Raw genomic sequence first — 20,167 nt, 5'->3', positions numbered from 1 at the left:
TCAGTCGATGGGCCAGACCCCACCGGGAGGCGCTCACCTACATCCTCACTGTCAGTCGACTGCCTGGTAGAGCGTGGTCCAGAAGTCGTGGATGACCCGCGCCGAATCCGGCACGGACATCCCGACCTGGGTGAGCAGGATTCCGGTGAGTTCGTTGTCCGGGTCGGCGTAGGTCGAGGTGCCGCTTCCGCCGTCCCAGCCGAACTGGCCGATGGGCGCGTAGTCGCCGCGGTAGGTGCGTACCGCCATCCCCATGCCCCAGCCGCCGTGTTGCCCCTGGCCGAATGACACGTGGACGTTGTCGCGGGCCATGGCGTTCCGAGCGGCGTTCTGCTCGGGCGTGAGGCGGTTGGTGGTCATCAGCTCGACGGCGGGCCGGGACAGGATCCGTTCGCCCCCGTGCCTCCCGTGGTTGAGTAGCATTCGGAAGTAGGCGTGGTAGTCATCGACGGTGGAGACCAGCCCGCCGCCCCCGCCCTGGAACGCCGGCGGCCGGCTCCACCGTCCCCCTTCGGCCTCGTCCCACACGGTGAACTCTCCGGTCTGCGGGTCGGGGGCGTAGAGGGTCGGCAACCGATCGATCCTGTCGGCGGGTACGTGGAAACCGGTGTCCTTCATCCCCAGCGGATCGAAGATGCGCTCACGCAGGAACGCCTCGAACGACCGGCCGGTGACCCTGGCGACGAGCACGCCGAGTAGATCGCTGCTGATCTGGTACTGCCAGCGCTCTCCTGGCTGGTGCATCAGCGGAAGCCCGCCGAGGCGGCGCATCCACTCATCCGGCTCGGGCATCGGCTCTGGCAGGTCGGGCGTGAGGCCCTGCTCGAAGATCGCGTTCATGATCGGAGTGCCCAGCGACGTCATGTCCATGCCGAGCCCGAACGTGGAGGTCAGCACATCTCGTACGATGATCGGCCGCCGTGCCGGCACGGTATCGTCCAGCGGGCCGCTCATCCGCTTCAACACCTGGCGGTCGGCGAGTTCGGGCAGCCACGGCTCTACCGGGTCATCCAGCCGCAGCCTGCATTCGTCGAGCAGGACCATCGCCGCCGCGACCGCGACCGGCTTGGACGTCGAGGCCATCCGGAAGATCGTGTCCCGGCGCATCGGCGCGCCACCGTCATGGCGCATCGTCCCGATCGCTTCGACGTGCGTCTCACCGCCCCGGCTGACCAGGGCGACGAGCCCGGGAATCCTCCCGGAGTCGACATGCCGTGCCAGTACGTCACGCAATCTGCGCAGCCCAGCTCCGGAGAAGCCGCTGTTTCCCATCATGAATCTCCTTGCGTACGGTCCCGCCAGGGTGGCGGGCTTGTCGGTCCGGCTGGGGAGCGCCGGCTCCAGCGATCCAGTGCCGCGTAGGCGAGCTGTCACCGGGCGGTGTAGGCGGCGCGGGCGGATTCGGACAGTGGGGCCAGCACGGTCGCGGTGACCTGCTCGGTCGCGCCCTCCAGCAGCCACGGCAAGAGCCGAGGTGCATCGGAGCCGATGCGCCGGCCGTGGACCTGGCCGAAGTACGCCCACTGCTGCGGTGTGACGACCGCCTGGATCAGCGGCAGCGCCCGGTCCTCCTCGTGCTTGAGGTGCCCGGTCAGGCCGGTGACCAGGGAGTCGACCAGGTCACCGAGGCGGTCGAGCCCGGCGTCTGGATCGGTCAGCGAGGCGTCGATCGCCGCGATGACCTCGTCGACGGCGGCGTGTTCGGCCTCCATCGCCTCCAGCAGTGCCAGGTCGTCCGGACGGTCGGCCAGGGTCTCGCGCAGCACGGGCCACAGCGCGTCGTCCTCGGTGGTGTCGTGCACGCGCAGCGATTCGGTGAACAGCTCCCAGCCGACGGCGGTGCGCAGCACCGTACGGGGATCCTCGCCGACGCGGACGGTGACCCTGGCCAGGTGCTCCAGCTCTCGCCGCAGCGCGTCGTGCACGGCGTACATCACCGTCATGTCGAGCCTGTCGCTCACAGTCGTTCTCCTACGGGAGGACCGGCCCGGCTTCCGGCAGGCGCGTTGAGGCGGTTGAACATGGGGGCCACGGTCGTCCCGCCGCGGTCCCCTTCATCCGCGCTTGCATGGTCGGTTCCTTCCGCAGGGGCGGTGTCACGTCGACGCGTTCAGATCGACACCGTTGACGGGCCGCCGTCTGACCTTCACCAACCTTCGGCCTGGACCCTGACCTTGATCAACGTAAACTTCGTGCACGTGCCGATAACGCACGGGTTATCACCGCAAGGGGAGCGCCGGTGGAGCTGCGGGACATCGAGATCTTCCTGGCTCTGGCCGAGGAGCTGCACTTCGGCCGGACCGCCGCGCGGTTGCACGTGTCCCAGGCGCGCGTCAGTCAGGCGATCAGCCAACAGGAACGCCGCCTCGGCGGCGCGTTGTTCGACCGCTCCAACCGCCGTCAGATCCGCCTCACCCCACTCGGCCGCCAACTGCGCGACGACCTGAACCCGGTGTACGCGGGCCTGCGCGACAGCCTGGACCGCGCCCGCCGAGCCGCCCGAGGCATCACCGCAACACTGCGCGTCGGCATGCTGCCGTTCAACATCGCCGATCTGCACCTGTACTGGAAGACCTTCCGCTCACGGCACCCGCAATGGGAGTTGCAGATCCGCCGCGCTCCGTTCGTCGACCCGTTCGCCGGGCTCCGCGACGGAGGGGTGGACGTTCTGATCGTGTGGTTGCCCGTGGAAGAACCCGACCTCACCGCGGGTCCGATTCTGTTCACCGACTCCCGCCTGCTCGCCGTCTCCAGCGACAACGACTTGGCCGCGCGATCCTCGACATCCCTGGAGACGCTCGCCGACCACCCGCACGTCACAGCTCCCCGCATGCCGGACTACTGGGAGGACCACTACCTGCCGTTCCAGACCCCTCGGGGCCGTCCCATCGCACGCAGCCAGACCATCACCAACAGCGACGACCTGATCAACCTCGTCGGTACGGGGGAGATCGTCCACAGCTTCCCCGCGCACGTCACCAGATACTGGGCCATGCCGCACATCCGATGGCTGCCCATCCGCGACATGCGACCCCTGCCGTACGCCATGGTGTGGCGCACCGAAACCGAGAACGACCCCATCCGCGCGCTCGCCCAGATCGTGCGGGACCTCGGGCCCCTGCACCCTCACAGCACCTGAGCGGAAAGCTCGATGGAGCCGCGGACGACAAGTCCCTCCTCCGCACGGTGCGAACCACCGGCGACTTCAACGCGGTCTTCGACTTCGACGCCGTCGTCCGCGATCGCGGCGACCGCACCCGGTTGGCCGCGCCGTACGACTCCGGCGACCGCATTCATCCCAGCGACGCCGGCTACCGGGCCCTGGCCGACTCGATCGACCTTCGCGACCTGACCTGCTGAGCGGTCCGGCGCTGTGGTGGGCACGCGCTGCCGTGCCCGCCACCCGTCGCCAGAGGCGCCGACGGCCGAGGAGGGTGCCATCCCTAGATGTCGTTGACTTCGCGGATGACGGTGGCGGTCTGGCCGGCGAAGCTGACCTTCGCGAGGCGCTGGGCGGACTGGACCCACATCTCCATGTTGTCGGTGGTGCAGCGGTTGTCCGGGCGGGCCGCGCCGTCGGGGCACTTGCCGCCTGCCACGATCAGGACGGTGTCGTCGGCGGTGAAGAACACGGTGTCGCCGACCTGGAACTTGCCGGGTGCGAGGTAGGTGAGTTCGCCGGCGGCTTCGCCGACTTCACTGGGCTGCGCGTCGTGGTTGGTCGGTGTGGTGTCGTGCTGCGTGGGCGTGGAAGGGGAGCCCTTGACCGGTGCGGCCGACGACGGGACCGATGAGGGGGCTGAGGCGGCGGTGTCGTTGTTGTTGCAGGCCGACAGGCCGAGGGCGAGAATGGCGGCGGTCGCGGTCACCAGGATCGTACGCATGGGGTCATCTCCGTAACTCAGGGGCCGCTCTGAGTGAGCGTGCTTCCGGTCTGGTGAGACCTTGGCCGGCTGAATCTGGTTTGCCGGAACGCGGGTGATCAGAAACACGCGGAGTCCGCCGAACTTCTCTGCCGGCCCCTTTATCAAACCCTTTTCCGCTGCGCGTGAATGAATTGCTTTCATCCTCGATTGTATGCCTGTGAACTGGCATTTTCGGTGGAGGGTGATGGATGTACGAGCTCAATCCCGGGGCCAGGCATGATGCCATCCCGGATTCGGATCACAACTCTTTCGATTGATGATCGATTACCGTGATCGTGCTATATGGGGCCGTTTGAAGGCATCCTCGGTATGGGCTTATGCGATTAATGGTTGCCTCGCGGGGGGGCGGCCGGGGTGATCGTGGCGGAGGTCCGCGGTGGCAACGTTCGGGCCCTGATGTGTAAGCGTTCCTTCACGGTCCCCGCAAGCAATATTAACTGGATCAGGCCGATCATTGGTGGCAGGGTCGGCAGCGCTTCACCTTCTATACCTCTCTCCACCAGGGGATTCATGAGCACGACGGCCCATGGCGGCGCCTCACCCGAACTGCACCTGCCCTTCGACCTCGCCGAGCTGGATGCGTCCCCTGTCCGGACCGGTCGGCTGGTCCTTCGGCCGATCCGCGCGCAGGATGCCGACGACGTCGATGCCTACCAGCGGCTGCCGGAGGTCGTGGCCTACCTGCCCTGGCCCCTGCGCGACCGGGAGGCCAGCCATGAGCACACCGCGCTGCGTGCGAGGCAGCGCACCCTGGCCGGCGACGGGGACGCGGTCGCCCTCGCGATCGTGCTGCCCGGTGAACCGAGCCTCGGCGGAGGTGGGGAAGGCCGGGTCATCGGCGACCTCACCTTCATCCTCACCAGCGCCGCCCACGCCCAGGTCGGGGTCGGGTGGGTCCTGCACCCGGACTTTCAGGGACGGGGATATGCCCGTGAGGCGGCCACGGCACTTCTCGACCTCGCCGCGGGCCTCGGCGCGCACCGGATCGCCGCGACGGTGGACGCGGCCAATGAGCCATCTCTCGCACTTTGCGAACGACTCGGCATGCGCAAAGAAGCGACGTTCCGTCACGACCGCCACGACCGGACAGGCTGGCGCGACACCGTGATCTACGCCCTCACCGGGGCCGAATGGCTGGGTCGCCGGGTTTCCGCAGCAGACACCACGACATCCCCAGGAGCGCACTGAGATGGGACTCCGCATCGGCGTCGTCGGCGCCACCGGCCAGGTCGGCACGGTCGTACGGGCGATCCTCGAGGAACGCGGGTTCCCCGTGGACCGGATCCGCTTCTTCGCCAGCGCCAGAAGCGCCGGCACGACCCTGCCCTGGAAGGGCGCCCAGATTCCGGTCGAGGACGCCGGTACCGCCGACCCGGGCGACCTGGACATCGCGATCTTCTCCGCCGGGGCCGCCACGTCACGCACGCAGGCGCCGCGGTTCGCGGCGGCCGGCGTACTGGTCATCGACAACTCCAGCGCCTGGCGCATGGATCCCGACGTCCCGCTCATCGTCAGCGAGGTCAACCCCCACACTCTCGACCAGGCGGTGAAGGGCATCGTCGCCAATCCCAACTGCACCACCATGGCCGCGATGCCCGCCCTCAAGGCCCTCCACGACGCGGCCGGCCTGCAGCGCCTGGTCATCAGCACCTACCAGGCCGTTTCCGGAGCCGGGCTCGCGGGCGGTGAGGCTCTCCTGTCCGAGCTGGGGGCCGCGATGGCGCAGGACCCGCGCGGGCTCGTCCACCGAGGCGACGCCGTCGAGTTCCCGCCCGCGGCCGAATTCCCCGCCACGACCGCGTTCAACGTGCTTCCCCACGCCGGGGACTTCGTCGACGATGGGCTGGGCGAGACCGTCGAGGAGCAGAAACTCCGCAACGAGAGCCGCAAGATCCTCGAACTGCCCGGCCTGCCCGTCAGCGGAATCTGCGTACGTGTCCCCGTGCTCACCGGCCACTCACTGTCGATCAACGCGGAGTTCGCCGAGCCTCTCACCCCCGCCCGCGCTCGGGACGTACTCAGCCGGGCGCCAGGCGTCGCACTGGTCGACGTGCCGACGCCCCTGCAGGCCACCGGCACCGATCCCAGCCTGGTCGGCCGCATTCGGCAGGACGAGGGCGTCCCCGGCGACCGAGGTCTCGCCTTCTTCGTCTCCGGCGACAACCTGCGCAAAGGCGCCGCGCTCAACGCGGTCCAGATCGCCGAGTTGGCCGCTCGCCGTACGAGCACGGTCCGGTAGGCCCGCCGTCGGCAGTCGAGCTTCCCACGGAGCTCTGCGTTGGTCACGGGCCGAAGGATCGGGGAGATCTGTTCGTGGCGCAGAATGCCAATCTGTTGGCGCGGATCATCAAGGACATCGGCACGCAGTAAATATATGTTCGGCTTGCCCACCAGATTTCTTCGCTCAGAAACGGAGTTCGGAGCTACGCGGGATATCAGTACTACTGCACGGTCGTCTATGGCGGAGTAGTGGCCTGGACGCTGACGAACCTGCAGCCGACGAAGGCCTGCGCCTGGGTCTAGTTGATCTGCCGCGCTCCAGGCCACGTTGCGTCCCCGCCGTGTCCCCCGCGTTCGCCAGGTCAAAGGCGGGCGCGGGGGACACCGTGGCGACCGTGAGGGCGAACCGGAATATAGCTGAGGGGGCTATTGATGCGGCTTTCGGCCATTCTGTAAGAATAGGGGAGTAGCTTACTTCTCCCGGTGGCCGAGGAGCGACATGCACACATTGCTGAGCACCCAAAACATCGACGTTTCCGAGCGATTGGGGCTCTTGCGGGACGCCATGTCCCGGGATACTGCTCCGGCCAGACCGTACGTTCAGGACGAGACGGCGGAGTTCCATATGAAGTTGGAAGTCGGTGCGCTGGCGACTGTCAACTTTCTGCGGCTCGGCAGTCGTAGCCAGGGGCGTGGCGGATTATGCCGTGATCAGACCCTCATCCGCCGTTTTGATGCTGATGAATACCGATTGGCCTTTGCTCTGGACGGGCCTACCGTGTTGGCGCACAACGATCGGCAGATCGAGCTCAGTCCCGGCGACTTGACCTTGATGGACGTGTCACGTCCATACGATGCGTGGCATGAAGTCGGCACAGTGGGTTTGTTGCTCTTTTCTTTCTCCCGGCAGCAGATGCCGCTACCTCAGGTCTATGCGAATACGCTGGTTGGAGCGAAATTGAGCGGCTGCTCCGGTATAGGCGCGCTGCTGTGGAGCTTCGCCACGCAGGCCGCCCGAGACGTCGATACCTACGACCAGGCCGACGCCGCGCATCTGTCGGACGTCCTGCTCGATCTTGTAGGTGGCACACTGGCACATGAGCTCGGAGCGGTCCGCGAGCTCCCCGCCGAATCTCAACAGCAGGTGTTGTGCCGACAGATCCGGGAATTCATTCGGCAGCGACTCGGCGATGTCGACCTGACGCCCACCGTGATCGCAGAAGCGCATCACATCTCTACCCGGACCCTCCACCGGCTGTTCGAGCCCTCCGGCTGCACGGTCGCCGAGTGGATCCGGTTCCAGCGTTTGGATCGCTGCCGCCACGACCTGTCTCGTCTGACGGACCAGCCTGTCCACACCATTGCCACTCGGTGGGGGTTCTCCTCTCACGCGCAATTCTCCCGCGCCTTTCGCGCCGCCTACGATCTGAGCCCGCTGGAATACCGAAGGCAAGCGATCGCCCCGCGCCACAGCTGAACCTTTGCCGCACGAGGGGTCGGTGGATGACGCGCCGGCCCCTCGTGTGCGGATCAGATCGACAGACGTGCGGTGAAAGCGTCGTACGTCGACTCCTGGACGCGGGTGCCGAGGTGATCACGACCGCCAGGTCGGCGACGAGCACGGTGCCGGAGGGCGCCACGTCGCCGCTCGCAGGACACCGGTGAGGTGGAAGTGTGCCAGGTCTCCTGACGCAGGAGTTCGAGCAGGGCCGTCTCCGCCGGGCCGGCGCCGTGCCGGACCACGGCGATGACGGGCTGGGAGACGACCGGGAGCGCCGGGCGCACGAGGTGCTCATGACCGCGGGGCACCGCGGAGGCCGGGACGAGCGGTCACCCCCAGCCCGTGGGCGGCCCAGCGTACGGCCGTCGCCGTCTGGGACACGCAGCGGCCCACCTCGTTGTCATCGCTGGAATAGCGTTCGACCGTCTGGGTGCGTCGCCGGTTCGTACGGGAGGGCGGCGGCTTTCGGCGTTAATCGGTCGGTTCGGGGCGGCTCATGCCGTATGCTGATCAACAGCGCGATGGAGCAGCTCGGTAGCTCGCTGGGCTCATAACCCAGAGGTCGCTGGTTCAAATCCAGCTCGCGCCACTCGCAGCGGAAGGCCCCGCTCTCCTCCGGGAGGGTGTGGGCCTTCTCGCTTACCGGCCCAGGCCGATGATCACCGTGCCCGGATGCCGTCGAGGATGAGCGAGATGACATCCGCGGACTCCGCCTCGGTCTCGGGGGAGTGCCACTCCGCGGCGTGCGTCGGATCGTGGAAGCGGCTGGTCGCGTTGAAGATGGCTCGCGCGATCGCCTCTGGTTCGCCGGCCGCGAAGTCGCCGCCGGCGATGCCGTCGCCGACGACGGTGCGGATCTGGGTGAGCAGGAAGGTGACATGGCCGGAGGACACGGTGCTGTGCTCCGCCGCCAGTACCCGGAACGTGGCGAACAGCTCCGGGTCCTCCCTCGCCTTCGCCCATTTGGCGGCGAACATGGTGGTGAGCAGACCGCGTAGCCGGTCGGGTGGGCTCAGTTCGGCATCCTGAGCCGCCGCGGCGAAGTCGTCTCGCACCCGGTCGAGCCAGCGCCGTATCACGGCCTCGCGCAGCGCCGCCTTGGACGGGAAATGCCGGTAGACGCTCCCGTGGCTCACTCCCAGCAGCCGCGCGACATCGAGCACGGTGGTCTTTTCCGGACCGTGGCGGCGCAGCAGCTCCTCGGTGGCCGACACGATCATCTCCGCGTCGAGTGGCTCCCCGCGCATCAGATCCCCCTGCCGAGCTGGTACGAGGCCGAGATTCAGGGCTGTCGTGCCCGGTCGCCGGACCTCTACAGCCGAGAACGTAGGCCAACGGATTGACGGTCGTCAATCTATGTCAGTCGTACACTGCTAGTGAGGTGACAATTATTGACATCTGTCATCTGCCAGCCGTACGGTGCCCGTGTTCCCATCACCGATCAAGGAGCACTCCCATCAGCACCTCCACTGCTTCGTTCGCCGGCCGCTCCGTGTCTCGGATCGGCTATGGCGCGGCCCAGCTTCCCCGGCTGCACGACCGCCGCAGTGAGGCCGTCGCCCTGCTGCGCCGCGCGGTCGAGCTGGGCGTGAATCACGTGGACACCGCCGAGTTCTATGGCTTCGGATTCGCCAACGCCGTGATCCGCGAGGCCCTGCGGCCCGAAGACGGCGTACTGGTCGTCACCAAGGTCGGTGCCGACCCCGACCCCGGCGGGCGCCTGCCGCTACGGACGGCGCAGCGGCCCGAGCAGCTCCGGGCCAGCGTCGAGGACAATCTGCGCAGCCTCGGCACCGACCGGCTCCCCGTGGTCAACCTCCGGCGCCTCGACTCCGGTCCCGGGCTGCGTCCCGAGGGCTACCAGGTGGTCGACCTCGCCGACCAGCTCGCGGTCATGACCGCCTTGCGCGACGAGGGGAAGATCGGCGCGATCGGCCTGAGCGGCGTCACCCTCGACGGCCTGCGTCGCGCCCTGCCGGCCGGCATCGTCTGCGTGCAGAACGCGTACAGCCTGGCCTCCCGCGACGACGAGGACATGCTGCGGCTGTGCGCGGCCGAGGGCATCGCATGGGTGCCGTTCTTCCCGCTCGGCGGGGCCTTCCCGGGCCTGCCCAAGGTCACCGAGGAGCCGGCCGTCCACGCCGTGGCCGAGTCGCTGGGCGTCACGCCCTCGCAGGTCGGCCTCGCCTGGTTGCTGCACCACGCCCCGAACGTGCTGCTCATCCCCGGCACCGCCGACGCCGCCCACCTGGAGGCCAACCTGGCAGTCGGCGAGATCACCTTCGACGCCGCGACGCTCGCCACGCTCGACGCCATCGAGTCTCGCTCCAACGATGTCCTGCTCGGCTAGGCGGGGACGCGACAGCGTGGAGACGGACACGAAAACGGATGCTGTGCCACAGCCATCGGCACCAACGGACGGATCATGAAGGCGATCATCTACCGCGACAACGGCGACCCGGACGTTCTTCGGCTCGTCGACCGTGACCTGCCCGTGCCCGGTCCCGGCGAGGTCCGTGTCCGGGTCGTCGTGTCCGGGGTCAACCCGGCGGACCGGCAGGCCCGCTCCGGCGCCACCGGTCCCAAGGGGTTCCCGGAGGTCACTCCGCACCTGGACGGCGCCGGTGTGATCGACGAGGTCGGTGAGGGGGTCGACCGGAGCCGGGTCGGTCAGCGGGTCTGGCTGTTCATGGCCGCCGCCGGGCGGCCCACCGGCACCGCGGCCGAGTTCACCGTCGTACCCGCCGGGCAGGCCGTGCCGCTGCCCGACGAGGCCGGGTTCGACGTCGGCGCCTCACTCGGCGTCCCCGCGCTCACCGCGCACCGTGCACTCACCGTCGCCGAGGACGGGCCACGCCGTCTGCGGCCCGGCGCGCTCGACGGCCGGGTGGTGCTCGCCGCGGGTGGGGCCGGAGCGGTCGGGCACGCGGTGGTCCAGCTCGCCCGATGGGCCGGCGCCACCGTGATCAGCACGATCAGCGGCCCGGAGAAGGCCCGGCTGGCCACCGCCGCCGGCGCCCACCATGTGATCAACTATCGGGAGGGTGACCCGGCCGCCGAGATCCGTGAGATCGCCCCGGACGGCGTCGACATCGTCGCCGAGGTGGCGCTCGGTGCGAACCTCGCACTCGACCTGGCCGTGCTGCGCACGCGCGGCACGATCGCGACCTACGCCAACGACGGTGGCAGGCCGGTCGAACTGGACGTGCTGCAAAACATGGTGCTGAACACCCGCCTGCAGTTCCTGGTGCTCTACACGGCCGGTTCCGCGGTGCGCGCCGCTGCCGCGGAGGACGTCGCCGCCGCGGTCCGCGCCGGCGCCCTGCCGGTCGGCGAGGAGCACGGCCTGCCGCTGGTCCGCTTTCCGCTCGACCGCACCGCCGACGCGCACCGGGCGGTGGAGCGCGGCACGGTCGGCAAGGTCCTGGTGGACGTCACGTCGTGACGGTGAGCGAGTCGTCGGCGCGACGGCCGGGCCGGAGGATGAGGGCCGCGGCCGCGAGCAGGGGGACTCCGGCGAGTATCGGCGCTTGGACGCCGATCGCGGCGGCCAGTGAGCCGCCGGCGAGCGCGCCCAGGGCTCCCGCGCTGCGTCCGACCGTGAGGTAGGTGCTGTTGACGCGGCCGAGCAGGTGGGGCGGGGTGTGGCGTTGGCGCATGCTTCTGGACGTGGCGTTGAAGACGGCGAAGGCTCCGCTGCTGCAGAGGAGGGCGACGGCGCTCACGGCCAGGTCGCTGGTCAGCCCGAGCGCCAGCTGGGTGCCGGCCATCACGACCACGGTCGCGGCCAACAGCCGCGGGGCGCCGATCCAGCGGGTCAGCAGGGCGCAGCTCGCCCCGGCGACGATGCCTCCTACCGCGCCGAACGCCAGCAGCAGACCATAAGCCGTCGAACCGCGATGCAGGACCCGCGTCACGTAGAGGACGAGAACCGCCAGGTAGGCCCCGTCGGCGGCGGCGACGACGCCGACGGCGATCACGAGATTCCGGACGGAACGCTCGCGCCGGAGCCATGCCAGTCCCTGGCGGATGTCTCCGCCCGCGGCCCGGAGGCCGCTCGCCGACCCTGGTCGCCGCGGCAGGGGGCGGAAAACCCCGGGCAGGCTGAGCAGGAGCAGGACCGCGACTCCGAGGCTGCTCGCGTTCAGGGCGAACGGCAGCGTCGCGGCGATGCCGAAAAGCCAGCCCCCGATCGCCGGACCGGCGAGTTCGCTGCCGACGATCCCGCCGGCGACCAGGCGGCCGTTGGCGCGTTCGAGTTCGTCGCGGTCGATCAGCCGGGGCAGGGCGGTCGTGGCCGCCGTGTCCCGCACCATCGACCCGATGCCGGTGACGAAGGCGGTCAGATAGATCAGCGGCAGATCCACGGCGTGGAAGGCCGCCGCGACGGCCAGCGCGGCGATCAGTATCGTCCGGAACGCGTCGACCCCGACCATCGTTCTACGAAGGTCCCACCGGTCGACGACGGCACCGACGCCGAGCCCGATCAATATCCACGGCAGCCCCTGCAGAGCGGTCACCGCGGCGACCGCTGAAGGGGAATCCGTCACCTGGAGAGTCAGGAGCGGGAACGCCGCGAAACGAACGCCATCCCCGAAGTCGGCCAGGAACGCCGACAACCAGTAACGCGGGAATGGCGCCCGCACAATTCCGATAGCGCCCATCGATTCACGCCTCCAACCGGTGCCGCGATGGATGACCGTCGTCCTGCTACCCGATCCGTATTCTCCTTGCCGCGCGAGCCGAGGCCGTATCGGACGCTTGGCCGGCCGTGGCCGGGGCCCTGACCAGCGCTGAACGCTTTGCCCATCAGTCGGCAATAGCTGGATGTAAGGCGATCCAGAAACGAGGAGGATCATGACAGCTGATCCGGATGATGGGGAGTTGATCGCCCGTTCGCTCGACGGTGATGCGGACGCATTCGTCGAGGTGGTCCGGCGTCATGAGGCAACGGTGGGGGCCTACCTCGCGCGGAGAGTCGGCCGGGGACCGGCCGAGGACCTGCTCGGCGACGTCTGGGTGGCGGCGCTCGGATCCCGGGCGTCCTACGATCGCTCGTTCTCCGACGCCGGCCCTTGGCTGCTCGGGGTGGCGCACAACACGCTCCGGCGGCACTGGCGGTCCCGCCCGAACGAGGAGCCGGTGGCCGACGTGACCGGTATGGCCTCCGGGTGGGACCCGTGGGCCGCTGTGGACGACCGCGTCAACGTGGAGTCGGTGCTGCGGCAGGCCCTGGCGCTGCTCCGGCCGCAGCAGCGGGAGATCTTGACCCTGGTCGCCTGGGAGGACCTGACCGTCGCCGAGGCGGGGCGGGCGATCGGCATACCGCCGGGAACGGCACGCCGCTACCTGCATGAGGCGCGCATGGCGCTGCGGAACGCGCCGGGGATGGCCGCGCTGCTGGCCGATCAGAACACGGTGAAGGAGGCCAACTGATGGTGGATGAGATGGACTTGCTGAATTCCCTGAAGGCCGCCGAGCCGGTGCGGCCGCACGCCTTCGAGGAGGCCAGGGCCGTGCTGCGGGCGGCGATGGCCGTAGAAGGAGTGCCGGAAACGAAGACCCCGCCTCGCCGCCGGTCCCGGTGGGGCATGCGCCGTACGGTGGGCCTGAGCGCCGCCGCCCTGGCCGCCGCGGCCGCCACGGCGGCGGTGCTGGTCGCCACGTCCGCGTCGACACCCGGTAAGCCTCCCGCGAAGGCGGCGGCGAACCCCATCCTGGCCAAGCTGGCCGCGGACATCTCGCCCCTGCGGGCCAAGGCGCCGGGCGACGCGACGCTGGAGATCCGCAACCAGTCGCCGACCAGTGACGCGCTGGGCAGCAACGGGATCGGCCTGTTCGCCGACGACGGCACCTACTACTGGGGCAACGACAAGAGCGCCCTGCGGCGGGCCATCGTCGCGAAGAGCGGGGGCGACGACGTCTTCAAGCGCGACATAGCGGCGGCGCTCTCCGCCGTGAAGGGCGATGTCGACACCGCGCGTGCCCGGATGGCCGTTGCGAACATCGCCCCGGGTACGCACCCGGACCCGGAGCGGGCCAAGGAGGAAAAGCTCAAGGGCCTCGCCAAGGCGCGCGGCAAGAAGTACGTGCCTCCGAAGCCGCCGACCCCTGAGCAGCAGAAGGAGATCACCGACAACCACATCTGGACGAACGCCATCGACGCGCTGATCGCGGCGCCGGAGAATCCCCAGGTACGGGCCGGCGTGCTCCGCATCATGGCGACGATGCCGAAGGTCAAGGTCACGAAGACCACCACGGCCGGACAACCCACGCTCACCCTGGTGGACAGCTGGCCCGCCACCGGGAAGTTCACGGAGAAGCTGGTCATCAACGCCGGCACCGGCCGTCCCGTCGCCCTGTCCAGCAGCGGCTCGGACGTGCGTCCCAGCACGACCTACTACCACACCTCCCGGGTGACGCTTGCCGACGTCGAAGCGGGCAAGTTCTGACCCGTTCCCCGTGAGATCGTGCGGGCCGCCCGGCAGCCGGGCGGCCCGCACGTCCGCATGGCGGGATTCTCTTCAGCGGTGTGAGCGGTCACCGGCTCGCGGTGTAGACCACCGACCACGGTCGTGACATGACCGGAGCGGCGGGCGGAGGGGGCGCGTGGTCGGCGGCGAGGACGTCCGCCGCGATCGAGGCGAACCTCGGCGCCGCCGGGTGTGCCGTGTCGGCGGGCCAGGCGGCGGACACGCTCCGCAGCAGGGGGCGGTCCGCGAGCGGGCGCCAGGCCACACGCGGCTCGCGGCGGGCCATCGACTCCTGCTCGAACGCCACGCCGTGACCGCCGAGCACCAGGCCGAGCAGGAACTCCGGGTTGCGCGCGTGCCGCAGCACCGACGGGGCGAAGCCGTGTTTCCGGCAGACCTCCAGTACGTGGTCGTGCCAGCCGGGTGCCGTCGCCCGCGGGGCGAGGATGAGGCCGTGGCCGGCGAGGTCGCCGAACTCGACCTCGCGTAGCCGCGCCAGCGGTGACGTACGGGGCAGGACGACTCCCAGCGGCACGTCGACGGCCGGGCCGAACCGCAGGTCGGCCGCCTCCACCGGGTGGTGCACCAGACCGACGTCGAGGTGGCCCGAGGCGAGCAGGCGCAGCTGCTCGGCGGTCGTCAGCTCCTGCAGGTCGACGTCGAGCTCGGGGACCTCTTCGCCGAGCCGGCGGGACAGCGCCTGCAGCGACACCGCCGGCGTCTCCGGTGGGACGCCGGCGCGCAGCGTGCCGAGCGCGCCGTCGGCGGCCTTCCGCATCAGAGTGCGCAGCCGTTGCTCGCGGGCCAGCAGGTCGCGCGCCTCGTCGAGGAGGAGGCGACCGGCGGTCGTCAGCTCCGCCTGGCGCCGGGAGCGGTCGAACAGCGTGACGCCGAGCTCCCGCTCGAGCCGCTGGATCGACTGGCTGAGCGGCGGCTGGGCGATGCCGATGATCTCCGCGGCCCGGCCGAAATGGAGCTCCTCGGCCGTGATGATGAAGTACCGCAGGTGCCGCGACAGATCCACGCCGCCACGATACGGGATCGCGTATGAGAGCCGTCCGGCCGATACGGCGACCGGTGCCGTGACCGTACGGGCGACGGCCACCAGTGCCGCCACGGTGAGGCGGGCCACCCGCCGGTACGGCGATACCGTGAGCGGGTGCGTACGGAGGATCTCATCGCCCGGACGTTCACCTCGGTGGGCGTCACCGCCGGGCTCCACGTGGTCGACGTCGATGACGGCCGGGAGGTCGGCGTCGAGCCGGACGAGCAGGTCGTCATCGCGTCGGTGTTCAAGATCCTTCTCGTGCTGGAGTTCGCCCGGCAGGTCGCCGCCGGCCAGATCGATCCCACCGAGCGGCTTCTTGTACGCGCCGAGGACCGGCTCGGCGGCTGGGGCATGGCGGGGTGCGCCGACGACGTCGAGGCGTCGCTCCGCGACCTCGCTTACTTCGCGATGTCGATCAGCGACAACACGGCCGCCGACCTGCTCATGCGCCGGATCGGCCCGGACACCCTCCAGCTGCTGGCCGGCGAGCTCGGCCTGACGCGCACCCGGGTGGTCGGCGGGCCACGGGAGCTCCTGGCGTCGGTGTTCGACGACGTCGGCGCGCGGACCGAGGCGGAGTTCGCGGCGATCTTTCCGACCCTTCCGGAGGAGCGCGTACGGGCCCTGCGGGTGCTGGACCCGGAGCGCACCACCTCGAGCACGCCGCGGGACATCACCCGGCTGCTGCGCCTCATCTGGCGCGATGAGGCCGGTCCGCGAGCGGCGTGCGCCATGGCACGGGAGCTGATGACGCACCAGGTCTTCTGGACCCGCATCCCCAGCGGCTTCCCGCCGGGGGTGCGCGTCGCCGCCAAGAGCGGCACTCTGCCCGGCCTGCACAACGAGGCGGGGGTCGCCGAGTATCCCGACGGCCGCCGGTACGCCATCGCGATCTTCGCGCGGACCGAGCGGCTCGCCCCGCGCCGCATCGACGTCGACCTGGCGATGGGGGAGGCCGCCCACGCCGCGGTCGAGGCGCTGCGCGCGCCGAGATCCGCGACAGTGGCGAAATGACGGGCACGATCGGCGATCCGCCCCCGTGTCGACGTGCTCTCATATCCGTTTCCCTATGAGCGATCCGCCTCGCTGATCTTGGACGCGGGCGCGGGCCCGGTGGTCGAATGCGGCCTGATCAGCATGCGCCCATCACAAGGGGGAGATTCAACGTGTCCGGACAGCGAGTCGACCGGCGACGATTCCTGCGAGGCGCGACCGTCGGCGCCACCGTCGTGTCGGTGGCGGGCGCGGGAGCGTACGCGGCGTCGGCGACCGATGAGAAGCGGGCGGCGGTGCCCAGCGCGAACAGCAGGAGCACGGCCGCGACGTTCCGCTGGTTCGGGACGGCGGGGTGGAGGATCGACGTCGGGTCGCGGACCCTGCTCGTCGACCCGTACCTCAGCCGGTACGACACCGGCATGTACACCGGGTCGTTCGATCCGACGACCGAACTGACGGTGGACACCGGAACGGTCGACCGGCACGTCGGCAAGCCGGAGACGGTCCTGGTGACCCACTCGCACTGGGACCACTTCAACGACGTGCCGTACATCGCCCGGAAGACCGGGGCGCGGGTCATCGGCACGATGACGACCTACAACCTGGCGCTGGCCTCCGAGGTGCCGTCCGACCGGGTCGGACTGGTGAAGGGCGGCGAGGTGCTCGACTTCGGTGCCTACACCGTCGAGGTCATCGCCTCCCTGCACAGCCGTAACGCGGCGTACTCGGTCGCGCTGCCGGGCGTACGGCTCACCCGGCCGGACAAGCCGCGGACCGTGGCCGATCTGCCCGAAGGTGACACCCTCGCCTACCACGTGACGGTCAAGAACGGCCCCTCGGTGTTCTTCATGGGCGGCAGCGACTTCGTCGAACGCAACGTGACCGGCCTGTCCCCGGACATCGCGATGATCGCCATGCAGGCCAGCGACTCGACCCACGCGTACGCTGAGCGGATCATCACCGCGCTCGGCAAGCCGTCGGTCGTCGTCCCGGTCCACTGGGACAACTTCGAGATCGGGCTGACGAACCCGCCGAAGCCCGATCCGGACGTCAAGCCGCACCTCGACGCCTTCGTCGCGACGGTGCGGAAGATCAGCCCGCGCACCAAGGTCGTGGTCCCGCGCTACCTCACGCCGTACCGCTTCGTCTGATCCCCGTGGCCGGCGGGCACCGGGTGGAGCCGGATGTCCACCCGGGATACGGCGGCCGACCCACGACGGTGGGCCGCCGGTCTCCTAACGTTGCGGCGTCCAGACGACGTACCCGGCGGAGGAGGTGGGACCGGTGAGCGGTCCTCGCCGTCACCACCGCACTGCCTCGACGGCGGTGACCGATGACCATGACCGGCATGGGCGGACAATGTCGGGCGATGAACGCCGAACCTGACGACACGCGCCCGGCCGGGGTTCCCGTCGACGACGCGTCGGCGGGAACCCCGGCGCGGTTCGCCGACGAACTGATCCGCCCGTCCGTCATCGGGGCCGTCTCGCTGCTCACCCTGGTCCAGTACGCCGAGCGTCCGCCGGTCCGGCTGGCCTGGCTCGCGTGGAGCCTGGCGGCGGTCGCCATCGCCGCGGGGGTCGCGTCATCGGTCGTGCCCTGGCGCCGCCTGCCGGATCGGACGCGGACAACGCTGGTGGCGGTGTTCATGGCCGCCGCCGCGCTGTTCTTCCCGCTCGCGAAGGACACCGCGGCCATGGCACTGGTGTTCCTCGCCTCCGTCACCGCCGGAGAGAAGCTGGCCTCGCGGCGGGCCGCGTTCACCATCGTCGGCGCCGGGACCGTCGTCACGGCCACCGCGACCTGGGGCGCCACCGCCCTGCTGCACCTGCCGAACGAGTCGCCCTGGTGGGTTCCGCTCATCGTGGGCCTGCCCCTCTACATCGGCCTCGCGCGCCGGGAGCGGGCCGACGCGCTGGCCGCCTCCGACCTCGCCGCCCGGCAGAGCCGGCGCGCGGCCGCGTCCGAGGCCCGGGAGGCCGCGCTGGAGGAGCGGGGGCGCATCGCCCGGGAGATCCACGACGTACTCGGCCACGCGTTGTCCGGCATCGCCCTGCAGCTGGACATGGCCGACGCCCTGCACGCCGGGGGCCGCGACCAGGACGCCAACGAGGCCGTACGGCGAGCACGAGCCCTGGCGGTGTCGGGGATCGGGGAGACCCGCCGCGCGATCCGCGCACTGCGCGAGGACACGCTGCCGCTTCCGGAGACCATCGCCCGCATCGCCCACGGGGGCACGGCCGGATTCGAGATCCGGGGTGAGCCCGGCGAGGTTCGGGTCGAGGTCGCCCAGGCCGTCATCCGCGCCGCACAGGAGGCGATCACCAACGCGCATCGGCACGCGCCCGGCGCCGAGGTGAACCTCCTGCTCGACTACACCGACGAGTTGATCCGGCTCACCGTCACCGACACCGGAACGGCCGGGCCGGGCGCGCGCCCGGACCGCTCGGGCAGCGGGATGGGCCTGGTCGGGATGCGTGAGCGTGCCGGCCTGCTCGGGGGCACGCTGTACGCCGGCCCCGCCGAACCACCGGCCTCAGGATGGACAGTGCGATTGGAGTTGCCGAGATGACCTCGATCCGGTTGCTGGTCGTCGACGATCAGGCCGCGGTCCGGGACGCGCTCGCGGTCATGCTCGACCTCGACCCGGACATCGCCGTCGTCGGCACCGCCGCCAACGGCGAGGAGGCGGTCACCGCGGTCGAAGAGCACGACCCGCAGGTCGTCCTCATGGACCTGCACATGCCGGTCATGGGCGGAGTCGAGGCCACCCGCCGGATCCAGGCCACCCGGCCCGGCCTGCCGGTCGTGGTGCTGACCACGTTCGAGGACGACGAGTCGATCCTCGCCGCGCTGCGCGCCGGCGCCCGCGGCTACCTCACCAAGGACGCGGACCGCGCGAAGATCGTCCAGGCCGTACGCGGCGCACACGCCGGGCAAGCGGTCCTCGACCCCAACGTGCAGTCGCGGCTCCTCACCCTGGCCACCCGCACCCCCACGCCAGAGCCGGACACGGCCGTGCCGCTGACCGCACGCGAACGGGAAATTCTCGACCTCATCGGCCAGGGCCTGCGCAACAACGAGATCGCCCGGCGCCTGTACATCACCGAGGCCACCGTGAAGACCCACATCAACAACCTGTTCACCAAGGCCGACCTGCACTCTCGCGCCGAGGCCGTGCGGTTGGCCCTCACCCTCGCCGGGAGCGGGCGGAAAGAGGGACGCTCAGGCTGACCCCCGCGCCGGAGTTCTTCCCGACCGTCAAGAGACCGGGTGGAGAGACCCGACCCCGCCCGACCTCCACCCCATCTCGGTCGACCGACCGATGTGGGGCACGTACTCCAATTCCTAAATTGTGGCCGCAGCAGAAGGAAATCGCGAAACCGAAAGGCCACGGTCATGGACATCGGCGTATGGATTCTCAATCTGGCCGTACTCTTCGTCGTGCTGGAGTCCGATCTCGGCACGCGGAAGGTCACCAGACTTCGCGTGCTCCGCCCGGTCATCACCGCCGCAGCCATCGTGCCGATCTTCATCGGCGACCTTGCCACCAGCGGATACGGCCTGATGCTGGAAATCGCCGGCATCGCCGCCGGGCTGTTGCCGGGACTGCTCGCCAGTGCCTTCATGCCCGTCCATGAAGGCACGGCCAAAGGCCACCGCTGCGCGAAGTCCCGTGCCGGGATCGGCTATGCGCTGACGTGGATCGCCGTGGTCGGCGCACGCATCGCCTTCTCCTACGGCAGTGCGCACGTTTTCGGCCGGCAACTGGGCGAATGGATGGCCGCCCATTCCGTCTCCAAGGACGCGCTCACCGACGCCCTGATCTTCATGGCGGTGGTCATGATGCTCACCCGTACGGTCCTGCTCCATCTCAAGGCCAGGGCGGCACTGGCTCGCCCCCGGCCGGCCGGAGCCACCCTGCCGGTCGCATGACGTCGCCGCGAGGCACGCTCGGATCCGCTTGCGTGAGCCGTCCTCGACCACGGCGCCCAGCCCGCGC

Annotated in this window: 21 protein-coding genes and 1 tRNA gene; 15 read left to right on the top strand and 7 right to left on the bottom strand. The window is 69.9% G+C overall.

All coding sequences use genetic code 11. From position 1 onward, the window contains the following. Positions 1 to 51: 51 nt before the first annotated feature. The gene (locus tag ABEA10_RS31155) at positions 52 to 1,275 is read right to left on the bottom strand and encodes a serine hydrolase domain-containing protein (protein ID WP_345469987.1); all 1,224 of its coding nucleotides are present in this window, start codon (positions 1,273 to 1,275) and stop codon (positions 52 to 54) included. A 95-nt stretch (positions 1,276 to 1,370) separates the two neighbouring features. After that, positions 1,371 to 1,961: a hemerythrin domain-containing protein gene (locus tag ABEA10_RS31150; RefSeq protein WP_345469985.1), complete on the bottom strand. Its 591-nt coding sequence runs from the start codon at positions 1,959 to 1,961 to the stop codon at positions 1,371 to 1,373. 278 nt (positions 1,962 to 2,239) lie between these two features. Between ABEA10_RS31150 and ABEA10_RS31145 the strand changes: the two genes are divergently transcribed. Together ABEA10_RS31145 and ABEA10_RS31140 are read left to right on the top strand one after the other, a co-directional pair. Further along, positions 2,240 to 3,139 carry a LysR family transcriptional regulator gene (locus tag ABEA10_RS31145; RefSeq protein ID WP_345469983.1) on the top strand — a complete coding sequence of 300 codons (900 nt, stop codon included), beginning with the start codon at positions 2,240 to 2,242 and terminating at the stop codon, positions 3,137 to 3,139. Between the two features lie 47 nt (positions 3,140 to 3,186). Continuing rightward, a complete protein-coding gene (locus ABEA10_RS31140; RefSeq protein WP_345469981.1) occupies positions 3,187 to 3,360 on the top strand; it encodes an SGNH/GDSL hydrolase family protein in 174 nt (57 codons plus the stop codon). Positions 3,361 to 3,443: 83 nt separating this feature from the next. On the opposite strand, the gene ABEA10_RS31135 is transcribed toward ABEA10_RS31140, so the two are convergent. Continuing rightward, entirely contained in the window at positions 3,444 to 3,884 is a 441-nt protein-coding gene (locus ABEA10_RS31135; protein WP_345469979.1) for a hypothetical protein, read from the bottom strand. A 396-nt stretch (positions 3,885 to 4,280) separates the two neighbouring features. On the opposite strand from ABEA10_RS31135, the gene ABEA10_RS31130 reads away from it, so the two are divergent. From ABEA10_RS31130 to ABEA10_RS31120, 3 genes are all read left to right on the top strand, one after another. Further along, positions 4,281 to 5,114 carry a GNAT family N-acetyltransferase gene (locus ABEA10_RS31130; protein WP_345469978.1) on the top strand — a complete coding sequence of 278 codons (834 nt, stop codon included), beginning with the start codon at positions 4,281 to 4,283 and terminating at the stop codon, positions 5,112 to 5,114. 1 nt (position 5,115) lies between these two features. After that, positions 5,116 to 6,165, top strand: a complete 1,050-nt coding sequence (locus tag ABEA10_RS31125) for an aspartate-semialdehyde dehydrogenase (RefSeq protein ID WP_345469976.1) — start codon at positions 5,116 to 5,118, stop codon at positions 6,163 to 6,165. Positions 6,166 to 6,645: 480 nt separating this feature from the next. Next, a complete protein-coding gene (locus ABEA10_RS31120) occupies positions 6,646 to 7,623 on the top strand; it encodes a helix-turn-helix domain-containing protein (RefSeq protein WP_345469974.1) in 978 nt (325 codons plus the stop codon). Between the two features lie 53 nt (positions 7,624 to 7,676). Here ABEA10_RS31120 and ABEA10_RS31115 read toward each other — a convergent pair whose 3' ends face one another. After that, entirely contained in the window at positions 7,677 to 7,931 is a 255-nt protein-coding gene (locus ABEA10_RS31115) for a hypothetical protein (RefSeq protein WP_345469972.1), read from the bottom strand. A gap of 231 nt (positions 7,932 to 8,162) precedes the next feature. On the opposite strand from ABEA10_RS31115, the gene ABEA10_RS31110 reads away from it, so the two are divergent. Continuing rightward, positions 8,163 to 8,236 (top strand) — tRNA-Met (locus ABEA10_RS31110). A 70-nt stretch (positions 8,237 to 8,306) separates the two neighbouring features. Here the strand turns inward: ABEA10_RS31110 and ABEA10_RS31105 are convergent. After that, positions 8,307 to 8,894 carry a TetR/AcrR family transcriptional regulator gene (locus ABEA10_RS31105; RefSeq protein ID WP_345469970.1) on the bottom strand — a complete coding sequence of 196 codons (588 nt, stop codon included), beginning with the start codon at positions 8,892 to 8,894 and terminating at the stop codon, positions 8,307 to 8,309. 245 nt (positions 8,895 to 9,139) lie between these two features. Here ABEA10_RS31105 and ABEA10_RS31100 point away from each other — a divergent pair, with 245 nt between their 5' ends. Together ABEA10_RS31100 and ABEA10_RS31095 are read left to right on the top strand one after the other, a co-directional pair. Next, positions 9,140 to 9,997 carry an aldo/keto reductase gene (locus tag ABEA10_RS31100; protein ID WP_345469968.1) on the top strand — a complete coding sequence of 286 codons (858 nt, stop codon included), beginning with the start codon at positions 9,140 to 9,142 and terminating at the stop codon, positions 9,995 to 9,997. A 75-nt stretch (positions 9,998 to 10,072) separates the two neighbouring features. Next, positions 10,073 to 11,092 (top strand): NADPH:quinone reductase, encoded by a 1,020-nt coding sequence (locus ABEA10_RS31095; protein WP_345469966.1) that lies wholly within the window; start codon positions 10,073 to 10,075, stop codon positions 11,090 to 11,092. Here the strand turns inward: ABEA10_RS31095 and ABEA10_RS31090 are convergent. Further along, positions 11,082 to 12,311: an MFS transporter gene (locus ABEA10_RS31090; RefSeq protein WP_345469964.1), complete on the bottom strand. Its 1,230-nt coding sequence runs from the start codon at positions 12,309 to 12,311 to the stop codon at positions 11,082 to 11,084. The genes ABEA10_RS31095 and ABEA10_RS31090 overlap by 11 nt on opposite strands. Positions 12,312 to 12,504: 193 nt before the next feature. Here ABEA10_RS31090 and ABEA10_RS31085 point away from each other — a divergent pair, with 193 nt between their 5' ends. Beyond that, on the top strand, positions 12,505 to 13,083 hold the full coding sequence (locus tag ABEA10_RS31085; protein ID WP_345469962.1) for an RNA polymerase sigma factor: 579 nt from the start codon (positions 12,505 to 12,507) through the stop codon (positions 13,081 to 13,083). An 11-nt stretch (positions 13,084 to 13,094) separates the two neighbouring features. Continuing rightward, positions 13,095 to 14,099, top strand: coding sequence for a hypothetical protein (locus ABEA10_RS31080; protein WP_345469960.1), 1,005 nt, complete (start codon positions 13,095 to 13,097; stop codon positions 14,097 to 14,099). Positions 14,100 to 14,187: 88 nt separating this feature from the next. Here ABEA10_RS31080 and ABEA10_RS31075 read toward each other — a convergent pair whose 3' ends face one another. Continuing rightward, complete coding sequence (locus tag ABEA10_RS31075; protein ID WP_345469958.1) at positions 14,188 to 15,144, bottom strand: LysR family transcriptional regulator; 957 nt, start codon at positions 15,142 to 15,144, stop codon at positions 14,188 to 14,190. A 135-nt stretch (positions 15,145 to 15,279) separates the two neighbouring features. Here ABEA10_RS31075 and ABEA10_RS31070 point away from each other — a divergent pair, with 135 nt between their 5' ends. The 5 genes from ABEA10_RS31070 to ABEA10_RS31050 all read left to right on the top strand — a co-directional run bounded on the left by ABEA10_RS31070 (position 15,280) and on the right by ABEA10_RS31050 (position 20,100). Next, entirely contained in the window at positions 15,280 to 16,182 is a 903-nt protein-coding gene (locus ABEA10_RS31070; protein WP_345469956.1) for a serine hydrolase, read from the top strand. A gap of 152 nt (positions 16,183 to 16,334) precedes the next feature. After that, positions 16,335 to 17,315, top strand: a complete 981-nt coding sequence (locus tag ABEA10_RS31065) for an MBL fold metallo-hydrolase (protein ID WP_345469954.1) — start codon at positions 16,335 to 16,337, stop codon at positions 17,313 to 17,315. Positions 17,316 to 17,533: 218 nt separating this feature from the next. Next, complete coding sequence (locus ABEA10_RS31060) at positions 17,534 to 18,736, top strand: sensor histidine kinase (RefSeq protein ID WP_345469952.1); 1,203 nt, start codon at positions 17,534 to 17,536, stop codon at positions 18,734 to 18,736. Continuing rightward, positions 18,733 to 19,398 (top strand): response regulator, encoded by a 666-nt coding sequence (locus tag ABEA10_RS31055; RefSeq protein ID WP_345469950.1) that lies wholly within the window; start codon positions 18,733 to 18,735, stop codon positions 19,396 to 19,398. Before ABEA10_RS31060 ends, ABEA10_RS31055 begins: the two co-directional genes overlap by 4 nt. Before the next feature lie 165 nt (positions 19,399 to 19,563). Continuing rightward, the gene (locus ABEA10_RS31050) at positions 19,564 to 20,100 is read left to right on the top strand and encodes a membrane protein insertase YidC (RefSeq protein ID WP_345469948.1); all 537 of its coding nucleotides are present in this window, start codon (positions 19,564 to 19,566) and stop codon (positions 20,098 to 20,100) included. Positions 20,101 to 20,167 lie beyond the last annotated feature (67 nt).

This window comes from Actinoallomurus oryzae (genome assembly GCF_039541955.1).
Taxonomy (GTDB): domain Bacteria; phylum Actinomycetota; class Actinomycetes; order Streptosporangiales; family Streptosporangiaceae; genus Actinoallomurus; species Actinoallomurus oryzae.
This window is presented reverse-complemented; position numbering and strand designations above follow the sequence as displayed.